This is a genomic window from Rhodopseudomonas palustris, assembly GCF_003591005.1.
GTDB classification, from domain to species: domain Bacteria; phylum Pseudomonadota; class Alphaproteobacteria; order Rhizobiales; family Xanthobacteraceae; genus Rhodopseudomonas; species Rhodopseudomonas palustris_K.
This window is the reverse complement of sequence record NZ_QYYD01000013.1, coordinates 103,197-128,605: the sequence shown is the minus strand read 5'-3', so window position 1 is coordinate 128,605 and position 25,409 is coordinate 103,197. Positions and strand designations below refer to the sequence as shown.

At 64.5% G+C, this 25,409-nt stretch carries 27 protein-coding genes and 1 pseudogene; 11 read left to right on the top strand and 17 right to left on the bottom strand.

Annotated elements, in window-relative coordinates; translation table 11 throughout:
• Positions 1-66 precede the first annotated feature (66 nt).
• From D4Q52_RS14295 to malQ, 5 genes are all read right to left on the bottom strand, one after another.
• Positions 67-456, bottom strand: coding sequence for a response regulator (locus tag D4Q52_RS14295; protein WP_119857235.1), 390 nt, complete (start codon positions 454-456; stop codon positions 67-69).
• 39 nt (positions 457-495) lie between these two features.
• Positions 496-747: a hypothetical protein gene (locus tag D4Q52_RS14290; RefSeq protein ID WP_234831201.1), complete on the bottom strand. Its 252-nt coding sequence runs from the start codon at positions 745-747 to the stop codon at positions 496-498.
• Positions 748-933: 186 nt separating this feature from the next.
• Positions 934-1,587, bottom strand: a complete 654-nt coding sequence (locus D4Q52_RS14285) for an HWE histidine kinase domain-containing protein (protein ID WP_119857234.1) — start codon at positions 1,585-1,587, stop codon at positions 934-936.
• 31 nt (positions 1,588-1,618) lie between these two features.
• Positions 1,619-2,338: a Crp/Fnr family transcriptional regulator gene (locus D4Q52_RS14280; protein WP_119857233.1), complete on the bottom strand. Its 720-nt coding sequence runs from the start codon at positions 2,336-2,338 to the stop codon at positions 1,619-1,621.
• A 90-nt stretch (positions 2,339-2,428) separates the two neighbouring features.
• Positions 2,429-4,582 carry a 4-alpha-glucanotransferase gene (malQ, locus tag D4Q52_RS14275; protein ID WP_182915314.1) on the bottom strand — a complete coding sequence of 718 codons (2,154 nt, stop codon included), beginning with the start codon at positions 4,580-4,582 and terminating at the stop codon, positions 2,429-2,431.
• A 276-nt stretch (positions 4,583-4,858) separates the two neighbouring features.
• On the opposite strand from malQ, the gene D4Q52_RS26250 reads away from it, so the two are divergent.
• Both D4Q52_RS26250 and D4Q52_RS14270 read left to right on the top strand, forming a co-directional pair.
• Positions 4,859-5,086, top strand: coding sequence for a hypothetical protein (locus D4Q52_RS26250; RefSeq protein WP_147407797.1), 228 nt, complete (start codon positions 4,859-4,861; stop codon positions 5,084-5,086).
• A 76-nt stretch (positions 5,087-5,162) separates the two neighbouring features.
• A pseudogene (locus tag D4Q52_RS14270) lies at positions 5,163-5,300 on the top strand (manganese catalase family protein); the annotation flags it as partial.
• A 184-nt stretch (positions 5,301-5,484) separates the two neighbouring features.
• Here the strand turns inward: D4Q52_RS14270 and D4Q52_RS14265 are convergent.
• Positions 5,485-5,733 carry a DUF378 domain-containing protein gene (locus D4Q52_RS14265; RefSeq protein ID WP_119857231.1) on the bottom strand — a complete coding sequence of 83 codons (249 nt, stop codon included), beginning with the start codon at positions 5,731-5,733 and terminating at the stop codon, positions 5,485-5,487.
• A gap of 234 nt (positions 5,734-5,967) precedes the next feature.
• On the opposite strand from D4Q52_RS14265, the gene D4Q52_RS14260 reads away from it, so the two are divergent.
• On the top strand, positions 5,968-6,753 hold the full coding sequence (locus D4Q52_RS14260; protein ID WP_119857267.1) for an SDR family NAD(P)-dependent oxidoreductase: 786 nt from the start codon (positions 5,968-5,970) through the stop codon (positions 6,751-6,753).
• A gap of 143 nt (positions 6,754-6,896) precedes the next feature.
• Here the strand turns inward: D4Q52_RS14260 and D4Q52_RS14255 are convergent, their stop codons facing one another.
• On the bottom strand, positions 6,897-7,898 hold the full coding sequence (locus D4Q52_RS14255) for a patatin-like phospholipase family protein (protein WP_119857266.1): 1,002 nt from the start codon (positions 7,896-7,898) through the stop codon (positions 6,897-6,899).
• A 53-nt stretch (positions 7,899-7,951) separates the two neighbouring features.
• Positions 7,952-8,371 (bottom strand): hypothetical protein, encoded by a 420-nt coding sequence (locus D4Q52_RS14250; protein ID WP_119857230.1) that lies wholly within the window; start codon positions 8,369-8,371, stop codon positions 7,952-7,954.
• A 128-nt stretch (positions 8,372-8,499) separates the two neighbouring features.
• On the opposite strand from D4Q52_RS14250, the gene D4Q52_RS14245 reads away from it, so the two are divergent.
• Positions 8,500-8,871: a hypothetical protein gene (locus D4Q52_RS14245; RefSeq protein WP_147407796.1), complete on the top strand. Its 372-nt coding sequence runs from the start codon at positions 8,500-8,502 to the stop codon at positions 8,869-8,871.
• Complete coding sequence (locus D4Q52_RS14240; protein ID WP_119857228.1) at positions 8,868-9,503, top strand: cysteine hydrolase family protein; 636 nt, start codon at positions 8,868-8,870, stop codon at positions 9,501-9,503. The genes D4Q52_RS14245 and D4Q52_RS14240 overlap by 4 nt, the downstream gene beginning before the upstream one ends.
• Positions 9,504-9,758: 255 nt before the next feature.
• On the opposite strand, the gene D4Q52_RS26490 is transcribed toward D4Q52_RS14240, so the two are convergent.
• Positions 9,759-9,923: a hypothetical protein gene (locus D4Q52_RS26490; protein WP_182915313.1), complete on the bottom strand. Its 165-nt coding sequence runs from the start codon at positions 9,921-9,923 to the stop codon at positions 9,759-9,761.
• 75 nt (positions 9,924-9,998) lie between these two features.
• The gene (locus D4Q52_RS14230) at positions 9,999-10,556 is read right to left on the bottom strand and encodes a DUF4142 domain-containing protein (protein ID WP_119857226.1); all 558 of its coding nucleotides are present in this window, start codon (positions 10,554-10,556) and stop codon (positions 9,999-10,001) included.
• 301 nt (positions 10,557-10,857) lie between these two features.
• Between D4Q52_RS14230 and D4Q52_RS14225 the strand changes: the two genes are divergently transcribed.
• The 5 genes from D4Q52_RS14225 to D4Q52_RS14205 all read left to right on the top strand — a co-directional run bounded on the left by D4Q52_RS14225 (position 10,858) and on the right by D4Q52_RS14205 (position 15,075).
• Positions 10,858-12,027: a zinc-dependent alcohol dehydrogenase gene (locus D4Q52_RS14225; RefSeq protein ID WP_119857225.1), complete on the top strand. Its 1,170-nt coding sequence runs from the start codon at positions 10,858-10,860 to the stop codon at positions 12,025-12,027.
• A gap of 13 nt (positions 12,028-12,040) precedes the next feature.
• Entirely contained in the window at positions 12,041-12,766 is a 726-nt protein-coding gene (locus tag D4Q52_RS14220; protein ID WP_119857224.1) for a DUF72 domain-containing protein, read from the top strand.
• Between the two features lie 71 nt (positions 12,767-12,837).
• Entirely contained in the window at positions 12,838-13,698 is an 861-nt protein-coding gene (locus D4Q52_RS14215) for an SDR family oxidoreductase (RefSeq protein ID WP_119857265.1), read from the top strand.
• Between the two features lie 309 nt (positions 13,699-14,007).
• Positions 14,008-14,787, top strand: a complete 780-nt coding sequence (locus D4Q52_RS14210) for a Crp/Fnr family transcriptional regulator (protein WP_182915312.1) — start codon at positions 14,008-14,010, stop codon at positions 14,785-14,787.
• Positions 14,788-14,889: 102 nt separating this feature from the next.
• A complete protein-coding gene (locus tag D4Q52_RS14205; RefSeq protein ID WP_119857222.1) occupies positions 14,890-15,075 on the top strand; it encodes a hypothetical protein in 186 nt (61 codons plus the stop codon).
• Between the two features lie 192 nt (positions 15,076-15,267).
• Here the strand turns inward: D4Q52_RS14205 and D4Q52_RS14195 are convergent, their stop codons facing one another.
• The 7 genes from D4Q52_RS14195 to D4Q52_RS14165 are packed head-to-tail and all read right to left on the bottom strand — an operon-like array spanning position 15,268 to position 24,068.
• Positions 15,268-16,260, bottom strand: coding sequence for an FAD:protein FMN transferase (locus tag D4Q52_RS14195; RefSeq protein ID WP_119857220.1), 993 nt, complete (start codon positions 16,258-16,260; stop codon positions 15,268-15,270).
• A 9-nt stretch (positions 16,261-16,269) separates the two neighbouring features.
• On the bottom strand, positions 16,270-16,818 hold the full coding sequence (locus D4Q52_RS14190) for a nitrous oxide reductase accessory protein NosL (protein WP_119857219.1): 549 nt from the start codon (positions 16,816-16,818) through the stop codon (positions 16,270-16,272).
• Positions 16,815-17,642, bottom strand: a complete 828-nt coding sequence (locus tag D4Q52_RS14185) for an ABC transporter permease subunit (protein ID WP_119857218.1) — start codon at positions 17,640-17,642, stop codon at positions 16,815-16,817. Before D4Q52_RS14185 ends, D4Q52_RS14190 begins: the two co-directional genes overlap by 4 nt.
• A complete protein-coding gene (locus D4Q52_RS14180) occupies positions 17,639-18,544 on the bottom strand; it encodes an ABC transporter ATP-binding protein (protein ID WP_119857217.1) in 906 nt (301 codons plus the stop codon). The genes D4Q52_RS14185 and D4Q52_RS14180 overlap by 4 nt, the downstream gene beginning before the upstream one ends.
• The gene (locus D4Q52_RS14175; protein WP_182915311.1) at positions 18,541-19,899 is read right to left on the bottom strand and encodes a nitrous oxide reductase family maturation protein NosD; all 1,359 of its coding nucleotides are present in this window, start codon (positions 19,897-19,899) and stop codon (positions 18,541-18,543) included. The genes D4Q52_RS14180 and D4Q52_RS14175 overlap by 4 nt, the downstream gene beginning before the upstream one ends.
• Positions 19,900-19,907: 8 nt before the next feature.
• Complete coding sequence (gene nosZ / locus D4Q52_RS14170) at positions 19,908-21,854, bottom strand: TAT-dependent nitrous-oxide reductase (RefSeq protein WP_119857216.1); 1,947 nt, start codon at positions 21,852-21,854, stop codon at positions 19,908-19,910.
• Between the two features lie 9 nt (positions 21,855-21,863).
• A complete protein-coding gene (locus D4Q52_RS14165; protein ID WP_119857263.1) occupies positions 21,864-24,068 on the bottom strand; it encodes a NosR/NirI family protein in 2,205 nt (734 codons plus the stop codon).
• Between the two features lie 291 nt (positions 24,069-24,359).
• Here D4Q52_RS14165 and D4Q52_RS14160 point away from each other — a divergent pair, with 291 nt between their 5' ends.
• Complete coding sequence (locus D4Q52_RS14160; protein WP_234831199.1) at positions 24,360-25,163, top strand: hypothetical protein; 804 nt, start codon at positions 24,360-24,362, stop codon at positions 25,161-25,163.
• The last annotated feature ends 246 nt before the right edge of the window (positions 25,164-25,409 follow it).

The following is a 25,409-nucleotide window of genomic DNA, read 5'->3' as shown; positions in this document are numbered from 1 at the left end:
CAAAACACGTTGGGGCAGCTTTTGTTCCGAAGGATCGGAAAAAAATCGTGAGCGTCCGCCAATTGCCTAAGACCGTAAGGCAGAGGAGCAAAATAGCCCGCCGGGAAAGAGGGCCGCAGAGATCTCACCGATCTCCACGGGCTTCTCGCAGCGCCGAATGTGCTCGAAGCGGGCCGGAATGGCTGCCGCGCCATAGCCGGTGGCGAACACCAGGGCGACCCCGCGGGAGGCGAGGAGGTCCGCCAGCGGATAAACCAGCATGCCACGAAGGTTGATGTCCAAGACCGCAGCGTCGAGCGGTTCGCGCGCCAATTCCATGGCCTCGGGAAGCGTCGCGACTGGCCCGACAATCTGCGCACCGCATTGCGCGAGCGCAATCGCGACGTCCTGGGCCACGAAGTATTCGTCCTCGACGACCAGGACACGCAGGCCGGACAGCGGTTTGTTAGTCGTCATCGCGAGTTTCCCCCGCGCCGCCGATGTTGTCGATGCGCGTCAGTGGGAGCCTTCGCGCTCTTGCAGCCACGCAATCATTCCTCGGGCGGCCTCGGCCGATCGGGCGCGCTCCTGCCAGACGCCCTGGATTTCGCTGCTGCCGCTCTGCTCGGCTTCGCGCTTCCAGCGTTCGGAGCACAACGACAGCCGCTCTTCGAGCGACAACTGCTGCTTGGTTCTGTTGCGACGTTTTTTCACGCTGACCCTTTCCGTAATTTCGGACAGGCTATCGGCGTACGTCCTCGGCGGCATTCACCTATGCTAATGGATGTCCCGGAAGCAAACCGCCCTTCGCACCGCGCCGGCCAAGGGCGTCAAGCTGTTTATATTTCGAGACTGAGGGACCCGTAACGCGGCCATTGGCTTTGGCGGAATCCTTAAAAGTTGGCCGCAAGCCGGCAGAAGGGGCCGCACCCCGCCGGTTTGAGTGCTCCTGCTCTAGCCCATCGGAAACTGGATCGAACAGCGTAGCCCGTCGCTCTCGAAATCCAGCCGAGTCGTGGCACGAATTTCGTATGCCAGCATCCGCGTCAGAACTTCGGTGCCGAAACCGTCGCGTTGCGGCTGGTTGATGGGCGTCGCGTCATGCTCCTTCCAGACGAAGATCAGAGTGGGCGTCGCTCCGGTTTCGTCGACGCGCCAGGCGATTTCGACGCGGCCGGTGCTACTCCCGAGACTGCCATGCTCGATGGCATTGACGGTGAGCTCGTGGATTGCCAGTGCGAACAGGCGGCCCATCCGCGGCTGCAAGGCGAGCTCGGGGCCGGATAGCCGGACGCGTACGTCGTCGAGTGGACGATAGTGCAGCAACTCGTCGGTCAACAGCTTCTGCAACTCGATAACGCCCTCTTCGTCGGCGATCGCCTGCACCCGCGCGATCGCGTCGAGTCGATCTTCGAGCAATCCCATATAGGCGTCGAGATCGGTCCGGCTCTCGGCGGATTTGCGGATGATCATGCGGAGCAGGGCGACCGTGCTGCGCAGCCGATGGCGCAACTCGCCGGGTGCGTCTTGCTGATCGAGCAGCCGGCGCAGTCGGTGGTTGTCGGCTTCCAGCTGCGCGATCCGGGTCACCAAAGCATCGTCTGCCATTCACGGCCTCCGCGGTGGTTGCTGATCATGCTCATCCGTTGGCGCCTTCCGGATGAAGGTAGCCCTCGTCGAAATACGATAGCTCGCGCAGCCCATCGAGATTGTTGATCGTCAGGCGGCGACCGCGCAACGACATCAGGCCGGTGCGACGCAGCTCCTGCAGCGATCTGTTGACGTGGACCATCGAAAGGCCGAGCAAATCGCCGAGATCAGCCTGAGTTATGGGCATTTCGTAACTCATCCCCTCGACGAGGCCGACCATATCGAGGCGCAGATGCAGCTCGCAGAACAGGTGGCCGAGTCGCTCGGTGGCGGTGCGTCGGCCGAGGCTGACGAGGTGTTCGCGATCGATCGCGGTCGAAACCAGGAGATCCCACCACAACGCCTCGTCGATGCGCGGACTGCTGATCACCGCGGATTTCAGTCGCTCGACACGCACCGGCGACATCAGCACCGGCGTAAGCGTGGCTACCGAATGATCCATGAAGCGAGGCAGCATGCCGAAAGGTTCGCACAAATCGCCCGGAATGAACAACGAGATGATCTGGCGCTGACCATTGGCCAGCGTCGAGTAGCGGCATGCCCAGCCGTCAACGATGAGCGGCAGAGCATTCGGCTGCACACCTTCTTCGGCGACGTCTTCGCGCTGACGGACCGGTCGCGCCGGCTCGATGATACTCGTCAGCACTGCTTCGTCCTCCGGCGTGAGGCGCGCGCCGAAGCGTAGCTTACGCAAAAACGGATGGGCCATCTTGCTGGTGCTCCAAATCAGTTCGCAGCCGGACGTCAGCCATTTGATCGGCGGCTCTTGCCGTAGGGCCGCAAAGGGCTGGGTGCGCTGCTAACGGGCCCCCTGCAGGGCCGAAGCTGGAGGCAGTGACGAACGGGCGCGGTCCGGCCCGTTGTTCGCCGGCTCCGCACGGCCCGCAGCCAATGTTTCCAAAAGCCTCCATCCGCGTGAACGCTCGATCTGTTCAAGGGGTAACGCGTATTTGCGACGCCAGTTCGGATGTTCGGTCGAAGTCGCTGGCACGTTTACAGGATCATGCTCGCCCAGAAGATCATCGAGCTGCGTCATCGCCAACAGCGAGCGCGTCCGGCCGAGAAAACCATGCACGGCGTTCGAGAATACATCGGGCGTGATCTGCTGCGACGATCCGTCCAGACCGAGGACGCGCATAACGGCACGACGCTCCCGCTGGCGCGACTGCCGCTGCTTTTCGGTTTCTTCGGCCGACGGGTACAGGCCCAATTGATCTTTCAGGTCGATGTCGCTGCCCGAAAGCCAGCTCGGCAGCGTCGGCAGATCGTGACTTCCTGCTACCGCAACGGCGAGACGCGGATAGCTCGTCGCCGGCTTGAACTCACCATCGCCGTCGGCCTCGAAGAACAACACGCGATAGGACAGGATATTGGCTTCTTCCATGCGCTCCCGGAAGCCGGTTGGCACCGTGCCGAGGTCCTCGCCAACGACCAGGCAGTGGTGACGTTGGCTTTCAAGCGCCAGAATGCCGATCAGATCGGCCACCGGATAGTGCACATAAGCGCCAGCGGAGGGCGGCGATCCTTCGGGGATGCAGTACAGCCGCTGGAGACCCATGGCGTGATCAATCCGCAGCCCCCCGCCATGTCGCATGTTCGCGCGGAGCAGATCGATGAAGGGACGATAGCCCTCGGCGATTAGCGAGACCGGATTGAGCGGCGGCAATCCCCAATTCTGCCCGGCTGGATTGAAGATGTCGGGCGGCGCGCCGACTTCGGCCGCGTTCATGTAATCGCCCGGGTTCGCCCAGGTCTCGGACCCGCTGCGATCACATCCAACTGCGAGATCGAGATAGAGCCCGACCTGCATGCCCGCTGCCGTTGCGGCATCCTTAGCGGCGGCAAGCTGCTGCTCGGCGACCCATTGTGTCCAGTTGTAGAAGTCGATCTGCTCCGCGTGCTCGCGCGCGAATGCCAGCGATCCCTCGGAATCCGCCGCGTGGTACGCCTCCGGCCAGAGGTGCCAATCGGCCTGCGATGGATCGGTGTCGGCGAAATGGTCGCGCAGCGCTTGAAACAACGAGGCGTTGTGCAGGCCGTCGCCGGCTGTCGAGACGAATCGTTGATAGTCGGTGATGCGCTGTGCGTCGGCAGCGGTGCGGAAGTCGGCATGGACCAGTCGCAATGCTTGCAGCTTCAGATCGGCGACGCTGCTGTAGTCGACCTGCGAGGTCTTCCGGCATTGCTCGAGCCGCTGCTGGAAGCGAGCGGATTGCACAAGCTTCTGGGCGGCGGCGGATCGTTGATATTCCGCGATCGCGGTGACGTCGATGTACAGCACATTGAGGAATTGCCGGCTCGCGGGCGAATAGGGACTGGCATGCTCCGGGTTGTCCGGAAACATTTGATGCAGCGGATTCAAACCGAGCACGTCGCAACCTTGCGCGGCAGCGAGCCGGGCAAGGTGCTGAAGATCGGTGAAATCACCGATTCCCCAATTGCTCGCAGAGCGCAGCAGATACAGCTGGAGCGACAGGCCGTATCGCCGCTCGTCCCGGCGAAAGCTCTCCGGCAGCCAGCATTCGCCCGGTGTCACGATCAACATCGTCGCGGCGTCTGCATGACCGAGCACGAGCCGGTGATAGCCATGCGGAAGTTGCGGCAGCGTCAGGTGAGCTGTTGCATCTGCGTTGGCGGCCGCCACCGCCGCAGTGCCGCTGCGGGAGCTGCCGTCTTCCAAGGTGAGCTGCCACTCGATCTGCCTCGCCGAGATCGCGCAGCCGAGGTCGATCGCGATGCGGCCGGCGCGGTCAGGGCGTACGACGATGGCAGGTGGCAGAATTGCCTGCTGCTCAGGCTGCAATGTGGTTCCAGCATGGTCGAGCACGCCCATGCTGATCAGCAGCTTGCGGGCCACCTCGGGGTCGGTATCGACGGTGTTGCCGCGGGCGTCTTCGAAGCTGAGGGCGATGCCATAGCGTGATGCAAGGCGTTTGATTTGAGTTGGGTTCACGAGTGCTCCTGCCGACGTCGGAGCTGCTCGCCGGTCGAGCCCGCAGCTACGCGCCGCAGTGCTCCTCCGATCGGTGTCTCGACGTTTGCTGTCACAACCCCGAGTGGTTAGCCGTGTTCCTTTGGAGCGTGCCTGGCGTGAAAAACCAATGGCAAACCCGAGGCGGATTTCGACACCATTTTGCCATAGGTTAGAGAGCGGATATCTGCCTCGCGCTATTCTTCCGCGAGCGGCCCGCATCCGAGCGGGCCGGCGTGTCTTGCTGGAGTAAGTCAGATGACGGACGATCTCGATCCGCGGACGCGGGCCAATATGGAAGTTGCTCTGGAGCGGGTGTGTGGAACTCTGCCGAACGGGCAGGAGCATGCGGTGCGAGCGCGGGTGGCGGCGCAGATTGCGGAGTGTGCTCGCGCGGGCGGGCGCACCTTGCACGAGTTCGAAGCTGCAGGACAGGCGGCGGCGATCCGCAATAGGTTGCGCCACGAAGCCCAGCGCAGTCACTGACCCTTCTATAATCGACAGGCGGGCGCCGCGGCACCCTGTCTCATTTGATGTTAATCACTACTTGACCTTGGCGCCGGTGACCTCCGACCCCGGCATGCGCGACATGCTGCGCTTCATTATCGCGCGAGACACCATGCATCAGCAGCAATGGCTGGCGGTGATCGAAAAGATGGGCGGCACCGCCGCGCTGCCGAAGCGGCACACTGCTCCGGATCCGGCGAGACCACGCTGGTCGGGATTTCGTAGCACAGCCGCCAGCGCTGCAGGCCGATCAGGCCGAACCGGAGCGCCACCGCGAAGCTGGTGCGCCACGGCAAAAAGTAGATCGCGCCGCTCGGGTCGTTGCCGGCGATGCGGCGAAATTGATCGGCGCGATCCATTAGCTGCAGCGTCTGCGCTTAGTACGTGTTGCTGCCGTAAGCGGCCGAGCGCGTCGACAACAGGCGCGTCAACGTCGTAATCTGATACAGGGCCGACAGCGCTACGAGAATGTAGACGATACGGGCAGCGGCCGACGACGTCGCGGTTTCGGCCGCGCCGTTACCGAGGATCGCGGTGACGAGATCGAAATCAAACAGGCCGACCAAGCCCCAGTTGACGCCGCCGACGATGACGAGAAGAAGCGTGACGATGTTAAGAATGCGCATGGTGATCTCCGATGAGTGACGCCGACCAACCATCGCACCCATCACGAGTTCCTATTCGCTGTCGCGTCCGGATGTCACTTCGGCCGTGAATCAGTGGGGAATCGTGCGCGTTGAATGACCGCGATCATCATCCGCGATGTGGAAGCAGAACCGGAATCACCACTGCGCTCCTATGCGAGGAACGCGTCGCGTCGGGCCTGGTTGGCTTGCGGCATTACGACCATGGAGCCCAACATGACAGATCAACGATCCTTCGCCATCGTCACCGGAGCGTCGACCGGAATCGGCCTCGAGCTGGCCCGGTGCTGCGCGAAGGCGGGGTTCGATTTGCTGATCGCGGCTGATGAGCCGGCGATCGAAACAGCCGCGATCGATCTGCGCGCAAGCGGCGTCTCTGTCGAGACGGTGCAAACCGATCTTGCTACCGAGGAGGGCGTCAACCGTCTCTGCGAGGCCGCGAAGGGCCGGCCGGTCGATGCGCTGTTAGCAAACGCCGGCCGCGGACTTGGTCATTCCTTTCTCGATCAGAATTTTGCCGAGGCACGCAAGGTCGTCGATACCAACGTTGTCGGGACGCTATATCTGGTCCATCGTATCGGCAACGAGATGAGCCGACGCAACAGTGGCCGTATCCTGATCACGGGTTCGATCGCCGGCTTCACGCCGGGCAGCTTCCAGGCGGTCTACAATGCGTCGAAGGCGTTCCTGAATTCGTTTTCCTTCGCGCTGCGCGAAGAGCTGAGGGACAGCGCGGTGACGGTGACCTGCCTGATGCCCGGCGCGACCGAGACGGATTTTTTCCGCCGTGCCGATATGCTCGACACCGCAGTCGGAGCCGCCGAGAAGGACGACGCCGGTGAGGTTGCGCAGCTCGGCTTCGACGCGATGATGTGCGGCGAGGGCGACGTCGTCACCGGCTGGAAGAACAAGGTGATGTCGGCGGCCGCCAATGTGGTGCCGTCCGGGACGCTGGCCAGTCAGCACCGCAAGATGGCGGAGCCAGGCACGGCCAAGAGCTGAGCGTGAACGCGGCGACGACGGCCATCGGGGCGTAAAGCCGCGGACGACATCTTCTCTGCCGTGCCGGCTTGATCGCCCCGATGGCAGGCAGTTGCGGCACCGCGGCGGTCGTTATGCGGTCCACAACCTGTTTGCCGACAATGTCAACGCGCTTCCGCCTGAGCGCCCGGCCGTGCCGCCGACGGATCGCGGCGGATGACGCGCAGGCCATCGATCCCGCGGATGTCGCTGTGCAACGCTGCCTCCATGTCCATGCGGCCTGCGCACCAGCGGCGCGTGAGGGCGGGGCGGGAGAAGTTGAAGCTCTTTTCGGGGCCTGGCTCGTCGGATCCGGCCCGATAGCTGAGCAGCGAGATCTCGTCGTCTGCATTCGAGCTGCCGGCGAGTTCGCGCTGAAGGCGCCTGATCGCGATCTTGTCCTTGAGGCGAAGATAGGTCTGGTTGCCGAAGATGAGGTCGTTCTTACGCTCGAGCGCGGCCTCGAGGCTGGTCGGCGGCGCGTCGTCGCGGGCGTAGAGATCGAGTACGAACAGCCGCAGCGGGGCGGTGGATGCCTGCAGGATTGGATCGAACGGCGCGTTCAGCGACAAGCCGCCGTCGACCAACGTCTGCTGGCCGATGGTGACGGGCGCGAACTCGGGCAAGAAGCCGCAGCTGGCGAGCACATGGTCGAGTTCGATGCGGGTGGTGCTGGTGTCGAATACTACGGGATCACCGCTGACGACGTCTGTCGCCACGATGCACAGCCGAACCTCGCCGCCGTTGAGCCGGCCGAAGTCGATCAGTTGGGCGAGCCGCCGGCGCATCGGCGTCAGATCATACAGGCTGTGAAAGCGCGGCGACGGAAATCGCGGATAGAAACGCGACGGATCTCCGATCACATGCGCACGGACAGCGCTCATCCAGCCTTCGAGATGTGCGAACGGGCCGGCGCTCGGCGCTTCTGTCCCAATCCCCCAGAAAGTGCGCAGGCGAAATACGCGCTCGTCCGGCGCGGTGCCGGCGATCAGTGCGGCAGTGACCGCACCAGCGGAGGAGCCGGCGGTCCAATGCAGCGGCAACTGCCGCTCGGCAAAAGCCTGATACGCGCCACCGTGATAGGCGGCAAGGCTGAGTCCGCCGCCGAACACCAGAGCTGTCGTCATATCCGCGGAGCCGCCATCCGCGGGTGCCGAGAATTCACGCGGCAAGCCGCCGATCAATTGAGCGCTCGCGGAGCTTCGGTTTGTTCGCGCGCCTCGATCGAGGACAGACTGGCCGCGCAAGCGGCGTCGATCAGGGTAACGCCGCCCACCATGGCCACGGCTGCCGCGACGTTGGCCTGCTTATTGTTGTCGTTGCTGAGGTGCATGCCGAGAGTGCCGAGGTCGAGCGCGTCGCCGGCTACCCGGCTCCAGACCGAGGTCGCGGACTCGGTCGAGAGGATCGCGACGCCGCTGGCGATTTCGCGCAGCCCGTAGAGCTGGACCATGCCTTCGCTGCCCTGCATGCCCAGCGCCTGCGTGATCCGGCGCGGTGCAATCAGTTCGGCAGCGCCAAGCGCCAGCGAGAACCAGCCGAGCGCACGAGCCAGCCCTCGCGCTTCGGAGGATGTCATCTGCAGCGAAGCTTTGGTCATTGCGATCTCCTTGTTTCGCCTGCCAACGGCGCCGCCGTGGCCATGTTCCAAACGTCGGTCCGGATCGCCTTTGGAACACCGCCAGGGGCCACGGGTTGGATGTCGCTTGCTGAGAAGGAGACAGAGGTTTGCGGCGTCTGCCTACCAAATGGCACGGCCTGTTGGACTACCTGGTGTCGGCGCTGGTGATCGCGCTGCCGTTTCTGGCGGGGTGGCAGGGCGGAGCGCGCTGGTGCTTTGTCACGCTGGGCTTTCTCGGCATCGGCTACAGCCTGGTTACTGATTACGAATGGGGCGCAGTGGGCCTGCTGCCGATGCCGATCCATCTGACGCTGGACGCTGTGTTCGGCGCCGCAATGTTGGTGCTCGCCGCCACGCTTGAACTCGGCGCCTTCGCTTGGGCGTCGGCGGTCGTCGGGGCGCTGGCATTGCTGCTGGTACTGATTACCGAGCGCCGGCCGAACGCGTCTCCTCATCCTATCCGTCCCGACATGCCATGACAAAATCGATCGAGACTGTGGAGCCGATCAGCCAGGCGGCCCATCTGTGCATCGATATGCAGCGAATCTTTTGCACCGGCGGAGTGTGGGAGACGCCGTGGATATCGCGCGTCGGCCCCGCGATCACTGAGGTCGCATCGCGTTATCGCGACCGCACGATCTTCACGCGGTTCATTCCACCGCACCGCGCCGAGGACTGCAACGGCCGCTGGCGGCGCTATTATCACCGCTGGGAGGCCGCAACGCAGCAACACCTTCCGCCGGAGCAGCTCGATCTCGTGCCCGAACTCGCTCGGCTAACGCCGCCGGCGCTGGTGATCGACAAGCCGGTGTATTCCGCTTTCAAGCAATCCAGTCTGGCGGCGATGCTGAACCAGCTCGGCGTCGGCACCGTGGTGTTCACCGGCGCGGAAACCGACGTCTGTGTTCTGGCCACCGTGCTGGACGCGGTCGATCTTGGTTATCGGGTGGCGCTGGTCGAAGATGCGTTGTGTAGTTCGTCGGACCCGGGCCATGACGCGCTGATGACGATGTATCGCACCCGCTTTCACGAGCAGATCGACCTTGTGTCGGTCAGTGATCTATTCGGCCTGTGGGAGCCGGGGCGCGACATCCCGTTCCGCCTGGCTTGAAGCTGGAACACCTGCCAGCGCAAGCTGCGGCTGCGGCTCGCAGCCACTGAGTCCGCGTGTAGTCTCATAGTGCCCAGGACAAGGAGCATAACACCGCTCGCGGCGTGATGCTCCGCCGATCCGGGCCCGCTCTTGCGCTGCTTAGTCAGCCGCACGGCACGGCATAAGCGACCGGCATCCCGGATCGGCGGAGCGCTGCTGCGAGTCGCTGCTTGTCAGGGGGGGATAGGGAACACGGCGGAGCAGTGCCCGACGTCATGCACTGCCGTCGGTCACCGTCTTACCGAGACGATCGCGGCTTTCGAGTTCGGCCATCGACAGCAGATACTCGAGATGGGAAAATTTCAGCTCGCGGGCGAGCTCCAGCGCTTCGCGCAGATGATGGATCAGATCGATCGACTTAGTGGGGTCGTATGACATCGCGTAGTCCTCGAGCATGAGGGTGCCCGGCCGACCGCCGGCCACCCGATCCTTTTAGACGGGGTGGCCGGGTCGTTATTTGGCGGCTGGCGCTGCTGGTGCGGCAGCGCCTAGCTTCTGAGCCATCTCCAGATGATGCTTCAGCGCCGGGAGAGTCTTGCCGGCCCAATCCTTCAACTCCGGCAAATCCCCGTTTTGCGCATAACGCTGGAACAACGCGATCGCATCTTTGTGCGCCGCGACCTGCTGGCTGGCATAGAGCGCCTGGAAATCGTTACCACGGGCGTTGTTCAGCTGGTCGTATTTGTCCTGATGGGCGCTGTCGAGCTGACTCGGGATATCGACCTTCAACCCGCGAACGACGATCAGCTGGCGCAGCTCTGACGAAGTCTTGCCGTGGTCTTCTATCATTTGGTTGGCGAAAGCTTTCTGCCCCTCGGTGCCGCGCGCCAGTGCCAGCCGCGACGAGGCGACCTCGAAGAGATCGGAGATCGCCACCTGGGTAATGAATTGCTGCGTTGCGGGGCTGATGGCGGGCGCCTGCGCGGCGCTGGATTGAGCCGCGGCCGTCTGCACCAAAGGAGGAGCTGCGATCATGAAGCAGCTGAGAACAAGAGCCGTGGTCGTCTTCATTGAGAATCCTTGTCTTGCCTGTCACTGACAACGGTGCTGATGCCTTGCCGAAGCTGAACTCAGCCGGCTTGCAACCCACCCGGTTTGGGGCTCAACGGAGAGCCAATGGCCGAGTTCCAATCCGAACGGATCGTGCGGCGGACTGAACGACGCGGAGCCCGCCGCTGCCTGCATTCTTGAAAGCGCAACCATCGTGCAGAGCTGCATCGCAGCGCAGCGGGCCAATGTCGCCGCTGCGCTTCGTTAGGAACCACTAACAGCTGTGATGTTTGTCAGGCGCAACACACGAGCGGAGATCACCATGAAGGCGCTGACCTGGCACGGCAAGAGCGACATCCGGTGCGAGAGCGTACCGGATCCGAAGATTGAGCACGGCCGTGACGCCATCATCAAGGTGACCGCCTGCGCGATCTGCGGCTCGGATCTGCATCTGTTCGATGGGGTGATGCCCGAGATGCGCAGCGGCGACGTCCTCGGGCACGAGACGATGGGTGAAGTCGTCGAGGTCGGTGCCGACAACAAGAAGCTGAAGGTCGGCGACCGCGTCGTCGTGCCGTTCACGATCTCCTGCGGTGAGTGCTTCTTCTGCCAGCGCGGCTTCTACAGCGGCTGCGAGCGCTCGAATCCCGACAAGAAGAAGGCTGAAACCATGTGGGGCCACTCGCCCGCCGGCCTGTTCGGCTACTCGCATCTACTCGGCGGCTACGCCGGCGGGCAGGCCGAGTATATGCGGGTGCCCTATGCGGACGTCGGGCCGATCAAGGTTCCGGACGGGCTGAGCGACGAGCAGGTGCTGTTTCTGTCCGACATCTTCCCGACCGGCTTCATGGCAGCGGACTTCTGCGATCTGAAGGGCGGAGAAACCGTCGCGATCTGGGGCTGCGGGCCGGTCGGGCAGTTTGCGATCAAGAGCGCCTTCATGCTCGGCGCAGAGCGGGTAATCGCTATCGACACGGTGCCGGAGCGGATGGAAATGGCGCGTGCTTCGGGCGCGATCACGATCGATTTCCGCGATGAGGATGTCTACGACCGTATTCAGGATCTCACCAACGGCCGCGGCGCTGACGCCTGCATCGACGCTGTCGGCACCGAGCCCGACACCGCGTCCGGCTTCGACGCCGTGGTCGACCGCGTCAAGATGGCGACCTTCATGGGCACTGATCGGCCGCATGTGCTACGGCAGGCAATCCATTGCTGCCGCAACTTCGGCACTGTGTCGATCGTCGGTGTGTATGGCGGTTTGCTCGACAAGATCCCGATGGGCTCGGCTATCAACCGCGGGCTGACTTTCCGCATGGCGCAGACGCCGGTGCAGCGTTATCTGCCGCAATTGCTCGGCCGCGTGGAGAGGGGCGAAATCGATCCGAGCTTCGTGATCACCCACCGTGCCACGCTGGAAGAGGGCCCGGAGCTGTACAAGACGTTCCGCGACAAGAAGGACGGCTGCATCAAGGTGGTCATGAAGCCCTGAGTGCGGCCTCTCGATGGCGCGCGTCCGGATCGGCACGTCGGGATGGTCGTACCCATCCTGGCGAGGTCCATTCTTTCCCGACGGGCTGCCGTTGAACCGGCAGCTGCAATACTACGCCAGCCAGTTCGGCTCGGCTGAACTCAACGGTGTATTCTATCGCACGCCGACGCCGGAAGCGGTGAAGGGCTGGCGTGATACCACGGGCGAGGATTTCGTGTTCGCCTGGAAGGCCTCCAAGTTCATCACGCATTGGAAGAGGTTGTCGGCGGCCAGCCTCAACAGCCTTGAGCTGCTTGAGGACCGCATCAGCCTGCTCGGCGACAAAGCCGGGCCGATCCTGTTTCAGTTGCCGCCGCAGTTCAGCGCGGACGAACAGCGTCTGGCCGCGTTCGTCGAGATGCTGTCGCCGCGACGGCGCTACGCATTCGAATTTCGTCACCCGAGCTGGTACGCGCCGAATATTCTCCGCGTCTTGCGGCGGGCCAACGCCTCGCTGTGTCTGTCCGATCACCACGATGCCCCGGCACCCTGGAAGCGGACAGCCGATTTTGTCTATGTCCGCGGCCATGGTCCAGGCGGCCGCTATCACGGTCACTACAGCCGCGCCGCATTGCAGAGCTGGGCCAACACGATCGCAGCGTGGCGCCGCCGCGGCCACGACGTTTACGTCTATTTCGACAACGACCAGAAGAGCGCCGCGCCGCTGGATGCGTTGCGCTTGCAGCGATTGATGGATTGAACCGCGCCGTTCGCCGCGGACGGAACGACCCGCGCCGTGATCGATTGGTGCAGCGATCATTGGAGACCGATATGCCACCATTCTATCCCAAGCCGCCATTTCCGAAGCAACAACAGCCGATGCCGGGCGTGACCGCCGCGATGCAGCCGCGGCCGGACCATGGTGAGTCGAGCTACAAAGGGGCCGGACGCCTGAAGGGCCTGAGCGCCTTGATCACCGGCGGTGACAGCGGCATCGGCCGCGCTGTCGCGATCGCCTATGCGCGCGAGGGAGCGGACCTGCTGATCTCCTATCTCGACGAGCACGACGATGCCGCCGAGGTCAAAGCGCTGATCGAGCAGGAGGGCCGAAAGGCCGTGCTGGTCCCCGGCGATCTGCAACGCGCCGATCATTGCAGGGCGGTGGTGCAGAAGGCGGTCGAGGAATTTGGCGGGATCGACATCCTGGTCAATAATGCCGCTCATCAGGCAACCTTCAGCGATATCGGCGACATCAGCGACGAGGAGTGGGAACTGACGTTCCGCGTCAACATCCACGCGATGTTCTATCTGACCAAGGCCGCGGTGCCGCACATGAAGCCGGGCAGCGCCATCGTCAACACCGCCTCTGTGAATTCCGATATGCCTAACCCGTCGCTGCTCGCCTATGCGACCACCAAGGGTGCGATCCAGAACTTCACCGCGGGGCTCGCGCAGATGTTGGCCGAGAAGGGCATCCGCGCCAACGCCGTCGCGCCGGGACCGATCTGGACGCCGCTGATCCCGTCCACCATGAAGGAGGACACAGTGTCGAACTTCGGCAAGAACACGCCGATGCAACGCGCCGGCCAGCCCGCCGAACTGGCGACGGCCTATGTCATGCTGGCGGATCCGCTGTCGAGCTACACGTCGGGCACGACGGTGGCGGTCACCGGCGGCCGACCGTTTATCTGAGGCCGCGGCGGCGGCGAATGAGATAGAGGATCGACCGAAGCTTCTCGGGAACCGGCACGCTGGTTTGACGTTTGTCGAGCATTGGGAGGCTTTCACCATGTTGCAGGCCCCGCCATGAACGACCACGCCGGTGAGCCGAGACGCGCCGCACGTGGCGAGAGACAGATGGGACATCATCGGGACGGCGCCGCGAAATCCTCGGCGCCGCAGCATTCGTCGGCCGGCTTCAGATCGACCGGTGCGTTTGGTGCCCCAGTCCACGCCACACAGGATCACCGCGGTCCTCCGCCGCATCGCTTTGCTCCCTTCATGGCCAAAGTGGCCACGCGGCTCGGCCTTGCCGGGACCGATCAGGCTGAGCTGCTCGCGATCGCGCGTGCGCCGCGGCAGTTCGCGAAGGGGGAGTTCATCACCCACGAGGGCAGCATGACGACTGCCTTGGTGTTTCTCTGCTCGGGCACAGCCTATGCGGCACGAACGCTGGAGGACGGCAGTCAGCAAATCGTCGCGGTGTTTCTTCCGGGCGATCTGCTCAACCCGGGCGACCTTGTGCTGCGCAGCGCACGAGCTTCGATCTACGTATCAGCGTCCGCGGTGGTGCTCGAAGTGCCGCATGCCGAGCTGCTGCCGCTGCTCGCGACCCGGCCCGCGATCATCCGTGCCTTATGGTGCGAGACTGCGCTGCACGCCGCGATCCAGCGCGAGTGGCTGATCTGGCTCGGGCGGCGCTCGGCGCAGGCGAGGCTCGCGCACTTCCTTTGCGAGGTCTCGTACCGGATGCAGCACTGGAGCGGATCGTCGCAGGAGACCGTGGCGTTTCCGTTCACTCAGCGCGAACTCGCCGATGCATTGGGACTGTCTTACGTTCACGTCAATCGGGTACTGCAGCATTTACGCAGCACCAAGCTGATCGAGCTGGTGCAGGGGCGGCTCACGATTCGCAGCCGCGAGTTTTATGCGATCGCGGAATTCGACCCCGGCTATCTGCAGACTGCCACTCTGGCTGATCCCTTGCCTGGAATGAGCAGCCGGTTCGCAGGCTCGGACATCCGCACGCCGCACGGACCGGAGGCCGACTTGCGAAATTGAGGCGGCGATCGGCGGTTCCGTCATCGCAGGTTAATGTGGTTGTCCGTCGGCTCAGCGATAGTTGAAACGCGCCGACCGGCGCCGGTGGGGACTGAGGTGACAATGGCGATTGATCGACGCAGCGCATGCCTGCACCAGGCGGCGCTCTGCAAGCAGCGTTCGGCCACCGAGCCGGCACGCCGCAACTACTGGCTCGCGGAAGCTCACAAGTGGTCGCAGCGCGCCGACGAAGAAGTCGGCGAGGTCGTGCTGGTCATCGACCGCAAACGGCCGGTGAAACGCGCGTAAGCGGCCTCATCATTTTCATCTCGCGCGTCGCGGCCTGCTCGAGAGCTGCGGCTACCGTCTGCTCGCACGTGGCGATCCGCAGCGCAGCGCGCCCGATGTTGGCTTCGAGGCCGTCCTGCAGCGCGACCTCGGGCTGCCGGCCAAGCGTCCGCATGGGCGACGTCGCGTCGTGGTGGGCGTCCGTCAATCCATCTACAAACGTGACGTGATTCCGTTGCGATCGACGAGATGAACGTCGACGCCGGTCCTGCTGTCCACGACATCGCGGATCGCGGCGGCCGGCATCAGGCTGAACGCCGTCGACAGCGCATCGGCTTCAGTTGCAGTGGGAGCGACGACGCTGACGCTGCGATATAGCAAGGGGCTGCGTCCGCTAAGTGGATCGAACAGATGCGTGAAGCGACCGTCGGGATCGAAGCGGAAGCCGGTCGCCGCGCTGGTTGCCACCGCGCGATCGACCAGCGGGATGGTCTCGCTGAGCTGTCCGGGTAGCTCGGGGTGTGCAATGCCGACCTGCCAGGGTGTGCCATGCGGGCCCGCACCGAGAGCGCGGATCTCGCCCATGTCGACCAGTGTCGTCGTCACGCCGGCGCGGCGGAACAGCTCGACCACATGGTCGGTCGCATAGCCCTGAGCAATACCGTTCAGCGTGATCGCGGCGCCGCGTCGACGCAACACAATACGATCGGCGCTGACACGCAAACGGGCGTGCCCGACCTTCGTCAGCGCCTCGGCGAGCCGCTCGGCGGAGGGGCCGGCGGGATCGGCGCGGTCGGCCGCGAAGTGCTCCTGATAGAGTCGCCACAGCGGCTGCACGGTCGGATCGAACGCGCCGCCGGTGAGTTCGGCGAACCGCAGCGACGCGCGCAGCAGCGCCACCATGTCGGGATCGGGCGCGACCAGCAGGCCCGCCAGGTTGAGTTCGCAAATGGCGGAAGACGGCTGATACAGGCTGAACAGACCTTCCAGCCGCCTAACCTCGGTGATCGCGCGCTCGATCAGCAGCTCGGCCTCGGCGCGGTCGGGATGAAACATCTCGATCGACACCTGCGCGCCGAGCGCCGAGCCGCGCCAACGCACCGACTCGGATGCGGGTCCGGCGTGCAGTCGTCCGGCAAGCAGCGATCCGGCTGCGGCCGCCGCGATCGTGATCATGCGGCGGCGGGTGAGGCGGTGGCTGTGCATGGTGACCTCTCAGTTCGTCCGCACGCTGGCAGCGTCGTGCTCGTCGGCCGCGGCCGGCGGTTCACCGCCAAGTACGTAGTCGGACGGAATCTCGTCGAAGCTGACGATGCGGCCGCCGTGGCTGGCGACGAACTGATCGGCAACGGCGCGGTCGCCGAACGGCACAGCCTCCGCTGCGCCCATGCCGCCTTGCCTGCGGCTGCCGATCACGAACACAGCCTTGCGCGCCTCGATCCAGTTGGTCTCGCCCGGCGCGTCCCAGCTCGGCGCGCGCGCCATGTCTGACACGTAGATCGCGCGGATATCGCGCGGCTGCTCGGGCATCCGCGTGAACGCCACGGTGTCGCGCACCGACGAGAACCAGAACGGATCGAGCCGGCTTGCGGTGATGATCTGGCCCTTCGGTCCGGGATGCTCCATCAGATTCATGCCGCAGAACACGCCCATAGCATCGGCGTTGAGCGCGACCGCCGGCGGCGGCTCGGCCGTCGCCGAGTTCGGCTTGCACCCGGCGAGCAGAAGGAGGGCGGCACAGGCCGCCAGCAGGCGCAGCATCATAATTCCCTCCGCGCGAATGAGAGCATCGACAGGGCGAGCGGCACCACGATCCACGCGCCGAGGCCGAGGAGCAAGGCGACGAGGCCGGGGTGCGTGCTGCCGGCGAGGCCGGCCATGCCGGAAAACTGGCTGACGTTGAAGCCGCTGAGATTGGTCAGCCGGTACAGATCAGTCGGGTTCAAGAACAATAGCGCGTTCAACGTTGCGCCCGAAATGGTGCGGCCCTGATCGACCACCAGCAGGCCGAGCAGCGCCATGTCGAACACCAGCACCATGATCAGCCAGACGCCGATCGACAGACCTGCCGCAGTGCCGCGGTCTCTTACCAGACTGGAGATCAGATAGCCGATCGCCACGAACACCGCGCCGAGCATGATCGAGGTGCCGAGCATCGCGCCGAATGCGAGCCAGCTCGCTGTGAGAGTTGCGGCGCCGGTCAGACTCAGCGCAACGCCGGCGGCGCCGTAGCCGATCAGCGTGGCGAAGGCGAGGATCAGCACGTGGCCGACGAACTTGCCGAGGATGACCTGACCGCGGCCGACCGGATAGCTCAGCAGCAGGATCATCGTGCCGCGCTCCATCTCGCCCACCACGGCGTCATGTGAGATCAGCAGCGCGATCAGCGGCAGCAGAAAGATCGACAGGCTCGACAGGCTGACGACGACGACGTCGAGCGCGCCGGCGCCGACATTTCCGGTCGGCGCGCTGCCAAGAAAGGTCAGCGACAGCGCCAGCGCGGCGAGCAGCAGCGTGGTCGCCAATACCCAGCGATTGCGCAGGCCTTCTTGGATCTCCTTGGCGGCGATAATGGCGATCGTTCTCATGCTGCGGCCTCCTGGCTTTGCAGGAAGTGTGCGTAGAGATCGTCCAGTGTCGGCGCAGCGATCTCGATGTTGCGCACGCGCGGATCGGCAGCGGCCTCACGCAGCAGCATCATCTTGTCCGCGTCGTTGCGGGCCAGCATCACAACGCCGCGCGTCGTCCGCGCCGCGTCGCCGAGCCATGGCGGCAGCGCGTCGGCGTTCGATGCCATGTCGATCGTGACGCGGATCGGCAGGCGCGAGATGTGACGCAGCTCGTCCATCGTGCCTTGCACGACCAGCAGGCCGCGGTTCATGATCAGCACGTGCTCGGCGCGGTCTTCGAGTTCGGTCAGTGCGTGCGAGGAAATCAGCACGGTGGCGCCGTCGCGGCGAAGTTCGTCGCAGATGTCGTAGAAGGTCTGCCGCAGTGCCGGGTCCAGCCCTGTGGTCGGCTCGTCGAGCAGCAGCACGCGCGGGCGACCGAGCAGCGCCTGCGCCAGTCCGAGCCGCTGCCGCATCCCCTTGGAGTAGGTGCCGACCTTGCGATCGGCCGCGTGGGCGAGGCCGACGCGGTCGAGCAATGGCCATGCGGCGGCCGGCGCGATGTGCTTAAGACGGGCGTAGAACGCCAGCGTCTCGCGGCCGGTGAGGCCGGTGTTGAAGGCCACGTTCTCGGGCAGATAGCCGAGCAGCCGCCGGCCTGCGAATTCGCCGGCGGCGGGATCTTCGCCGAGCACCCGGATGGCGCCGCTGGTGGCGCGGATCAGGCCGAGCATCAGCTTGATCAACGTCGTCTTGCCGGCGCCGTTGTGGCCGACCAGTGCGCTGAGCCGGCCCGGCTGGAGATCGAACGAGACGCCGCGCAACGCGCGGACGGCGCGGTAATGCTTTTCGACGTCGGTGACGGAGATGGTTGCGGTCATTGCACGCTCGTGGATTGGGGCCGCGGCGGCGGCGCGATCAGCGGCCGGCTGTCGATGACGCCGCCGGGATACAGCGCCGGAAACTGGTTCTGCGCCCAGCGCAGCACCTGTACGGCGGGGCTGTTGATCAGCACCTTGGCGGACGGCGCGGTCCACAGCACGCGATCGACCAGGTCGTTCGGCCGATAGGCGGTGTCGGCAACGCCGTCGCCGTCGAGGTCGAACGCCGGGTTGTCGCTCCAGTAATTGCCGCGGCCGCTCTTCGACCAGTCGAGATTGCGCGTGCCGACATACTTGACCTGATTGCGGTTTCCGATGAAGGCGTTGCCGGTGATTTCATTGCCTTCGGAGCCGGCCGTGAAGTGCACGCCGATGCCGCAATGCTCGAACCAGTTGTCGCGGAAGAAGCCCTTGTTGCTGTTGTAGATGAAGACGCACTTCTCCGGGCCGGTGGCGGCGCGAGTCGCGGGGGCCTCCGTCTTCGGCAGCATGGATTTCTCGTCGTCGGCGCCGTCGAAGTCGGCGCTGATGTCCGCCAGCTTGCCGCCGGCAACCAGGTTGCCCTCGATCGTCGCATAGTTGGCGTAGTTGAACAGCAGCCCGAAATCGCGGTCACGGTCAGAGACGTTGCTGCGGATGATCAGGCGCTTGGAATACATGATGGCGTAGCCGCCATGATTGCCGGTGGAGGTGTTGCCGCTGATTTCGCTGTCGTCGGTGTACATATAGTGCACGGCGAAGCGAACCTTCTCGAAGCGATTATTGATGAAGCGGTCCTTGGTGCTGGCGATCGAGAAGATGCCGTCGCGTCCGTAGCGAATGGTGTTGCCGTCGATCACCACATCCGGCGCGTTCCACACCCGCACGCCGTTGCCGGCTTCGTTCAGCCGGATGCCGCGCAGCCCCTCGATGGTGTTGCCGGCGACGCGCGCGCCGCGCGCGCTGTAGACGTTCACGCCGTACAGATTGTCATCGATCAAATTGCCTTCGATCAGGGCTCGCTCGGCCTTCTGGGTGAGAAAGACTCCGGAGTCCATCGCCTGCGGATTGCGGCCCGAGCCACGAATTGTGAGGCCGCGCACCGCGACGTCAGGGGCCGAGACCGTGATCACGCTGCCCTCGCCACGGCCGAGCACGATGACGCCGGGGCGACCAATCAGCTCAAGCTTGCGCTCGATCCTGATCGGGCCGTTGTAGGTGCCCGGCGCGAGCGCGACGATGTCGCCGTCGCTCGCGCCGTTCAGCACCGATTGCAGGTCCGAAGACGGCACAACTTCGAGCTGCGCGGCGAATGCCGCGCCGCAGCCGGCGGCCCCGAGCAGGGCCGCCACCAGTCGCGCAACGTATGCCGTCATCGTCACCGTCAGACGCTCTTCGGCTCGACCAGCATGCGGCCCTTCATCTCCATATGCATGGCGTGACAGAACCACGAGCAGTAGTACCAATAGACGCCGGCCTTGTCGGCTGAGAACGACACCGAGGCGGTGGCCTGCGGCGCGACCTCCATCTGGATGCCGTAGTTCACGATCGAGAAGCCGTGGGTGAGGTCTTCGATCGAGTCGATGTTGGTGACGTAGACGGTGACGTGATCGCCTTGTTTCACCTGAAATTCGCTCAGGCTGAAATTGGGCGCGCTCGAGGTGATGTAGACGCGGACCTTGTCGCCATCACGCACCACCTTGGAGTCGGCTTCGAGGTCGATGCCGTCGGCCTTGGCCTGCTTCACCGCGTCCGCGAACATCGGATCGGCGCGATCCCAGATCGACACTGGGTTGATCTTCGACCGATGCACGATGGTGGCGTCGTGTGGCTCGGCAAAGCTCGGACCGTCGTGCACCACCTTCATTTTGTCGCTGGAGATGTCGATCAGCTGATCGTTCTCCGGCTTGAGCGGTCCGACGTTCAGGAAGCGGTCCTTGGAAAACTTGTTGAGCGAGATCAGCCATTTTCCGTCTGCCTCTTTGGTCTGGCCCATCGAGGTGTGGTTGTGGCCGGGCTGATACTGAACGTCGACCTTGTCGAGGATGGGATTGACCTTGTCGCCCCTGTAGGCGCGACGCGCCAGATCGATGTTCCACTTGCAGACCTGGCTGTCGATGAACAGCGTGGTGTAGGCGTTGCCCTTGCCGTCATAGGCGGTGTGCAGTGGCCCGAGACCCAGCTCCGGCTCGGCAACGATCACATCACGCGGCTTGATCTTGTCGTCGAACAGCTGATCGAACAGCCGAACGTCCATCACCGTCACGGTCGGCGACAACTTGCCGTTGGCGACGATGTGGATGCCATCCGGGGCCGTGTTGATGCCGTGCGGGCTGTTGGCGACCGGCACATAACGGGTGTAGGGCGAGCCCTTGCGGCCGTCGATCACCGGCACACCGTTCGTCTCCTTGAAGTCGCCCTTCTTCACCGCCTCTTCGATGCGCTTCAGGTTGAAGATCACCAGCCAGTCCTGATCGTTGGCGGTCATCTCGGCGGCGGTGACCCCTTCTTCCGAATTGTAGCAGGTCGCGAACGCGTACTTGCCCTGGTAGTCGGCATCGACGTTGTCGAGGTTGCCGTCGACCATCACCTGCCAGGCCACCTTCATAGCGTCGCCGTCCACCGCGGTGAAGATCGCGTGGTAGTCCTTGGTGTTGGTCAGGTTCTTGCCGTCGTTGACCAGCGGCACGCGGTCTTCGCCGTTGCAGAACACGTAGCCGGTGCGGGGATATTTCTGCACGCGCAGGCCGTGCACGGTGTGCTGGTTCGGCAGCTGGATGATCTTGTCGCACTTCATCACGTCGAGCCGGACGCGGGCGACGCGGGTGTTGGCCTTGTCGTTCATGAAGACGTAGCGGCCGTCATAGGTGCCGTCGGTGAACGACAGATGCGGATGGTGAAGGTCGCCGTTCATGTAGGTGCCGCCGCGATTCTTCAGGAACTCGCGCGTTTCAGGGAGCAAACCTTCGGTCAGCACCTTGAGGCTTTCGTTGGTCTGGCCCCAGCCGGTGGCGCTGCAGCGGTTGAACACCGGCACGCGCATCAGCTCGCGCATCGAGGGCAGGCCGACGATACGCAGCTCGCCGGTCTGGCCGCTCGAGAAGAACACGTAGTACTCGTCGAGCTCGCCGGGCGCGACCTCGGCCTTCTGGATCGCGGGGCGCGCGGGCACGGAGGGCGCAGCCTTGGTTTGTGCTTCGGCTGCGGCGATCAGGTGCAGCCCGTCGCTGCCCAGCGAAACGCCGCCGGCGAGGCCGACGCCGGCCGCCGCCGCTGTGGTGCCGAGCAATGCTCGCCGGCTGACGCCTTTGTCCTTGGTGGTGTCGGTCATCGTCGTCTCCTAGGCTTGTGAGGTTGGGGAAGTCGGGTTGAGGCTGGGGATCGGACGCCCGCCGGCGGTGATCAGCGTGTCGGGCCGCTTGCCGCCACGCATTGCGGGAGACGACAGCGCATCGCGCTTCTCGCGCTTTAGCCGCACCTGAATCATGTGCGGGCAGCGCTGGTCGTCGAAGTACAGTTCCTGGCAGTGCATGCAGTAGATGCACTCGTTGACGTTGATGTGCCCTTCGGGATGGATCGCCTGCACCGGGCATTCCTTGGCGCAGCGCTGGCACGGCGAGCCGCATTCCTTCCAGCGACGCAGCCATTCGAACATGCGGAGGCGCCCGGGAATCGCCAGCGCAGCGCCGAGCGGGCAGAGATAGCGGCAGAAGAAGCGCTCGACGAACAGGCCGGCGACGAGCAGCGTCGCGGCGTACAGCACGTAGGGCCATTCGCGGACGAATTTCAGGATGATCGCGGTCTTGAACGGCTCAAGTTCAGCGAGGTGTTCGGCCAGCGCGGTCGAATAAAGCGAGGTGCCAAACAGCACGAGGAAGATGATGTATTTTACCGGCCACAGCCGCTCGTGCAGGCCCCAGGGCAGGCGGAGTTGCGGCACTTTCAGCGCTTGCGCGATGCCGTTGGTCAGCTCCTGCAGCGCGCCGAATGGGCACAGCCAGCCGCAGAACGGGCCGCGGCCCCAGAACAGCAGCCCGGCGGCGACCGATGCCCACAGCAGGAAGATCAACGGCGCCGACAGGAAGTACTCCCAGCTGAAGCCGGAGATCAGCGAGTTGGCGAAGGTGAGGACATTGACGACGGACAGCTGCGCGTTGGCGTACCAGCCCAGCCACACCAGAATGAACAGCAAGCATGCGCGGCGGACCCAGTTGTAGAACCGCGGCCGACGCACCAGCGCGTTCTGGAAAAAGAAGATCACGACCAACGTGCCGAGCGCGGCGACTGTGATGCCGATTTTGATCAGGTCACCCTGCCAGATCCGCATCCACAACGGCTGCTCGTTCGGTTCGACTGCAGGGATCGGGGAAGGCGCTGCGGTTGCTGGACCAGACGTCGTCGCAACTTTGGGCGTCTGCGCTGGCAGCGGCTGCTGCTTTGTCAGCGCATCGGGCAGCCGATAGCCTAGGTCGAACGTGAGCGCGGCCTTCTCCCGGACGTCGATGACGCGTTGCACCAGCAGCTGCAACGTCCATGGTTCGACCGGATCGAAGCCGAAGTCGATCGGGATAGAGAACAGAGCAATTTCCGGCAGCTCCGGAGCACCTGAGGCCACCACGCCGCCGAGCCGCGTATGATCGCGGTCGCGGAAGCGCATGCTGTTGCCGTCCTGGATCAGCTCGATCCGATCGAAGATGCCGCCGCGGACATAGCCGGAGCCCTTGAACGAGTAGCGCCCCGCGCCGGCGACGAGCAGCGCGTGTTGGCCCGGCTTCAGACGTGCCGCGAGACGCTGATAGCCGTCGTCGCCAAGCAGGCTGCGGCCGATGGTCGGCACCGCGACGTCGGCGGCATACAGATCGATGAAGGCGGCGTCGGGCTCGCCGTCCTCCGGATGCTCGGCCGCGGCGGCGTTGCCGGATTTGGCGAACGCCTGATTGATCTCCTCGACCGTCACCAACAGGCGTCGCACGGCGCCGTCGGCGAGCAGGCCCTGCCAGTCGCGGACTTCGCTGTTGTCCATGTCGACGATCTTGCTGACCGGCGCTGATGTCGTGGCCGCGATCGCGGCGCCGCCGAGCCGACCGCTGCGGATCAGCTTGGTGGCGGAACGCACGATGCTGTCGCCGATCACCAGCACAGTGACGGTGGCGCCGCTGACGATGTCGACCTGCGGCGATGCTGCGCCGCCTCGCACAACGTTCGCCATGTCGGTGCCGATCAGCTTGTTGACCGCGTCGAGAATGCGCTGGACCGGAATGCCGACCAGAACGATCGGCTCCTTATGGTCGACAAGTTTGAGGCCTTTGATGACGCCCGCCTGATCGATTCCGACCAGCATCTGAATGGGCTTGCCCGAATAGCCGGTGGCGTTGGCGAATTCCGAGGTGAGATAGGCAAAGCCCTGCAGCGTTTCGTTCTGATAAACCGGTGCGATCGCGGGTGTGCCCTGCAGCGGGCCGAACCGCGTCGCACCTGGTATCAACTCGCTCGGGGCTGCTTTGCCGATGTAGTCTGCAAGCGTCGCGGCGACGCTGCGTTGCATGCCGCCCAGCAGCAGCAACGCGGCGACGACGACGCATAGGAAGACAGAAGTGACTTGAATTGTGCGCAAGATCGTTCAACGTTCCGTCTGAGGTTCAGGGAAGGACGGAGGTCCATCCAAGATCGAGACATCGAGGTCTCGTAGCGGGCGGACGGCGTTGTCGCGCGTGCTGAATGTCTCGAATGGCGTAGGTAGTAAGTCAATCTCCGTAGGAATCCCGATGTGACCCGTCATCCGATTCTCACAATGGTTCCACCCGCTCCGGTGACGTCGCTGATCGCGCTGTATGCGGTGGCATTCGGCGTCGCACGCCACGCTCGTCAGCGTTACCAAGCCGCCGCGGCGCAGCTGGGCGATGATGCGTGGCCGCTGCGCTGCGTGTTCGAGACGTTGTCGGCCATCGAGGCGCGCCGCCTCGATCAGCTCGCGGCTGCCTGTTTGCAGTCGTTCGGCCGCCAGCCAGTCGCCGCCGACGTGCCTTGGCCGTTGCCGGAGCTGGTACCCGATCGGGAAGTTGCTGAGGTTCGGCATTCGGAGCTGGCGACGCCTTTCACCGCGTGGGCGATGGCGGTGGAGCATCGGCGGCGCGCCTTCGTGTTCTGGAGCTACGTGATCGCGGTGGCAACCGACGCTGCCGTGCAAGCTGCGGCCGAAGGCTTCGCGCATGATGCGTTGCGCGACGGCAATCTGCTGCGGCAGGAGCGCCGGCTGGCGTGGCGTGCGCTGCGCGACGCGGGGCGACCGCAATCCAGTGCGCCCGCCGAGCCGCAATCTGCCGCCTTGCTGGAGAGCCTGCTGCAGCAGGACGTGATGCTGTGGTCGCAGCTCGCGCCGCGTGACCGAGAATTGTTGCTGCGGGTCGGGGGGAGAGTGCCGGACGTTGCGCCCGGCGAAGCAATGCTTGAGCCGGCGCCGCTCGACACTGTCAAGCGCAGGGCCTTGCGGCGCGCCGAGCAGCTGTCGGAACTCTATCTTGACGATGCAGACCGCGCGACGGATCAGGTCAGCCTGGAATTCGCGCAGCAGCAAGCGGCGCAATCGATCACGCGCCTGGCGAGCTTGCGGCAGGCTGCCGCGTCGGCCGCTCTGGGCTGACGCGCATTGTTGCGGGTGGTGCGAGTGGTGGCGCATTGCCCGAACAGCTGTAGCGGCGCTGGCCGCCGCGAGTTTGCGCCCGCGCAAACTCTTCGCAGGTTCCGTGTCTATAGTTGGTGCGTCGACGTACCCGCCTGATTGAGCGGGCTACCCCGACCGCACGGCGCAGCAAGGCCGCGGATCTCTCCAGCAACAGGAACGATGACGATCGTCTGCGGAGGCTGCAGCGACGTCGACGTCGGAGCA

What these genes read in the sequence shown, in the direction of transcription:
- D4Q52_RS14260 (WP_119857267.1), top strand. Translation starts at nt 5,968, where the DNA reads ATGACAGATCAACGATCCTTCGCCATCGTCACCGGAGCGTCGACCGGA.
- D4Q52_RS14240 (WP_119857228.1), top strand. Translation starts at nt 8,868, where the DNA reads ATGACAAAATCGATCGAGACTGTGGAGCCGATCAGCCAGGCGGCCCAT.
- D4Q52_RS14165 (WP_119857263.1), bottom strand. Translation starts at nt 24,068, where the DNA reads ATGCAACGCAGCGTCGCCGCGACGCTTGCAGACTACATCGGCAAAGCA.
- D4Q52_RS14180 (WP_119857217.1), bottom strand. Translation starts at nt 18,544, where the DNA reads ATGACCGCAACCATCTCCGTCACCGACGTCGAAAAGCATTACCGCGCC.
- D4Q52_RS14220 (WP_119857224.1), top strand. Translation starts at nt 12,041, where the DNA reads ATGGCGCGCGTCCGGATCGGCACGTCGGGATGGTCGTACCCATCCTGG.
- D4Q52_RS14190 (WP_119857219.1), bottom strand. Translation starts at nt 16,818, where the DNA reads ATGATGCTGCGCCTGCTGGCGGCCTGTGCCGCCCTCCTTCTGCTCGCC.
- D4Q52_RS14230 (WP_119857226.1), bottom strand. Translation starts at nt 10,556, where the DNA reads ATGAAGACGACCACGGCTCTTGTTCTCAGCTGCTTCATGATCGCAGCT.
- D4Q52_RS14285 (WP_119857234.1), bottom strand. Translation starts at nt 1,587, where the DNA reads ATGGCAGACGATGCTTTGGTGACCCGGATCGCGCAGCTGGAAGCCGAC.
- D4Q52_RS14175 (WP_182915311.1), bottom strand. Translation starts at nt 19,899, where the DNA reads ATGACGGCATACGTTGCGCGACTGGTGGCGGCCCTGCTCGGGGCCGCC.
- D4Q52_RS14210 (WP_182915312.1), top strand. Translation starts at nt 14,008, where the DNA reads ATGGCCAAAGTGGCCACGCGGCTCGGCCTTGCCGGGACCGATCAGGCT.
- D4Q52_RS26490 (WP_182915313.1), bottom strand. Translation starts at nt 9,923, where the DNA reads ATGTCATACGACCCCACTAAGTCGATCGATCTGATCCATCATCTGCGC.
- D4Q52_RS14250 (WP_119857230.1), bottom strand. Translation starts at nt 8,371, where the DNA reads ATGACCAAAGCTTCGCTGCAGATGACATCCTCCGAAGCGCGAGGGCTG.
- nosZ (WP_119857216.1), bottom strand. Translation starts at nt 21,854, where the DNA reads ATGACCGACACCACCAAGGACAAAGGCGTCAGCCGGCGAGCATTGCTC.
- D4Q52_RS14280 (WP_119857233.1), bottom strand. Translation starts at nt 2,338, where the DNA reads ATGGCCCATCCGTTTTTGCGTAAGCTACGCTTCGGCGCGCGCCTCACG.
- D4Q52_RS14225 (WP_119857225.1), top strand. Translation starts at nt 10,858, where the DNA reads ATGAAGGCGCTGACCTGGCACGGCAAGAGCGACATCCGGTGCGAGAGC.
- D4Q52_RS14185 (WP_119857218.1), bottom strand. Translation starts at nt 17,642, where the DNA reads ATGAGAACGATCGCCATTATCGCCGCCAAGGAGATCCAAGAAGGCCTG.
- D4Q52_RS14255 (WP_119857266.1), bottom strand. Translation starts at nt 7,898, where the DNA reads ATGACGACAGCTCTGGTGTTCGGCGGCGGACTCAGCCTTGCCGCCTAT.
- D4Q52_RS14205 (WP_119857222.1), top strand. Translation starts at nt 14,890, where the DNA reads ATGGCGATTGATCGACGCAGCGCATGCCTGCACCAGGCGGCGCTCTGC.
- D4Q52_RS14290 (WP_234831201.1), bottom strand. Translation starts at nt 747, where the DNA reads ATGCCGCCGAGGACGTACGCCGATAGCCTGTCCGAAATTACGGAAAGG.
- D4Q52_RS26250 (WP_147407797.1), top strand. Translation starts at nt 4,859, where the DNA reads ATGACGGACGATCTCGATCCGCGGACGCGGGCCAATATGGAAGTTGCT.
- D4Q52_RS14295 (WP_119857235.1), bottom strand. Translation starts at nt 456, where the DNA reads ATGACGACTAACAAACCGCTGTCCGGCCTGCGTGTCCTGGTCGTCGAG.
- D4Q52_RS14215 (WP_119857265.1), top strand. Translation starts at nt 12,838, where the DNA reads ATGCCACCATTCTATCCCAAGCCGCCATTTCCGAAGCAACAACAGCCG.
- D4Q52_RS14265 (WP_119857231.1), bottom strand. Translation starts at nt 5,733, where the DNA reads ATGCGCATTCTTAACATCGTCACGCTTCTTCTCGTCATCGTCGGCGGC.
- D4Q52_RS14195 (WP_119857220.1), bottom strand. Translation starts at nt 16,260, where the DNA reads ATGCACAGCCACCGCCTCACCCGCCGCCGCATGATCACGATCGCGGCG.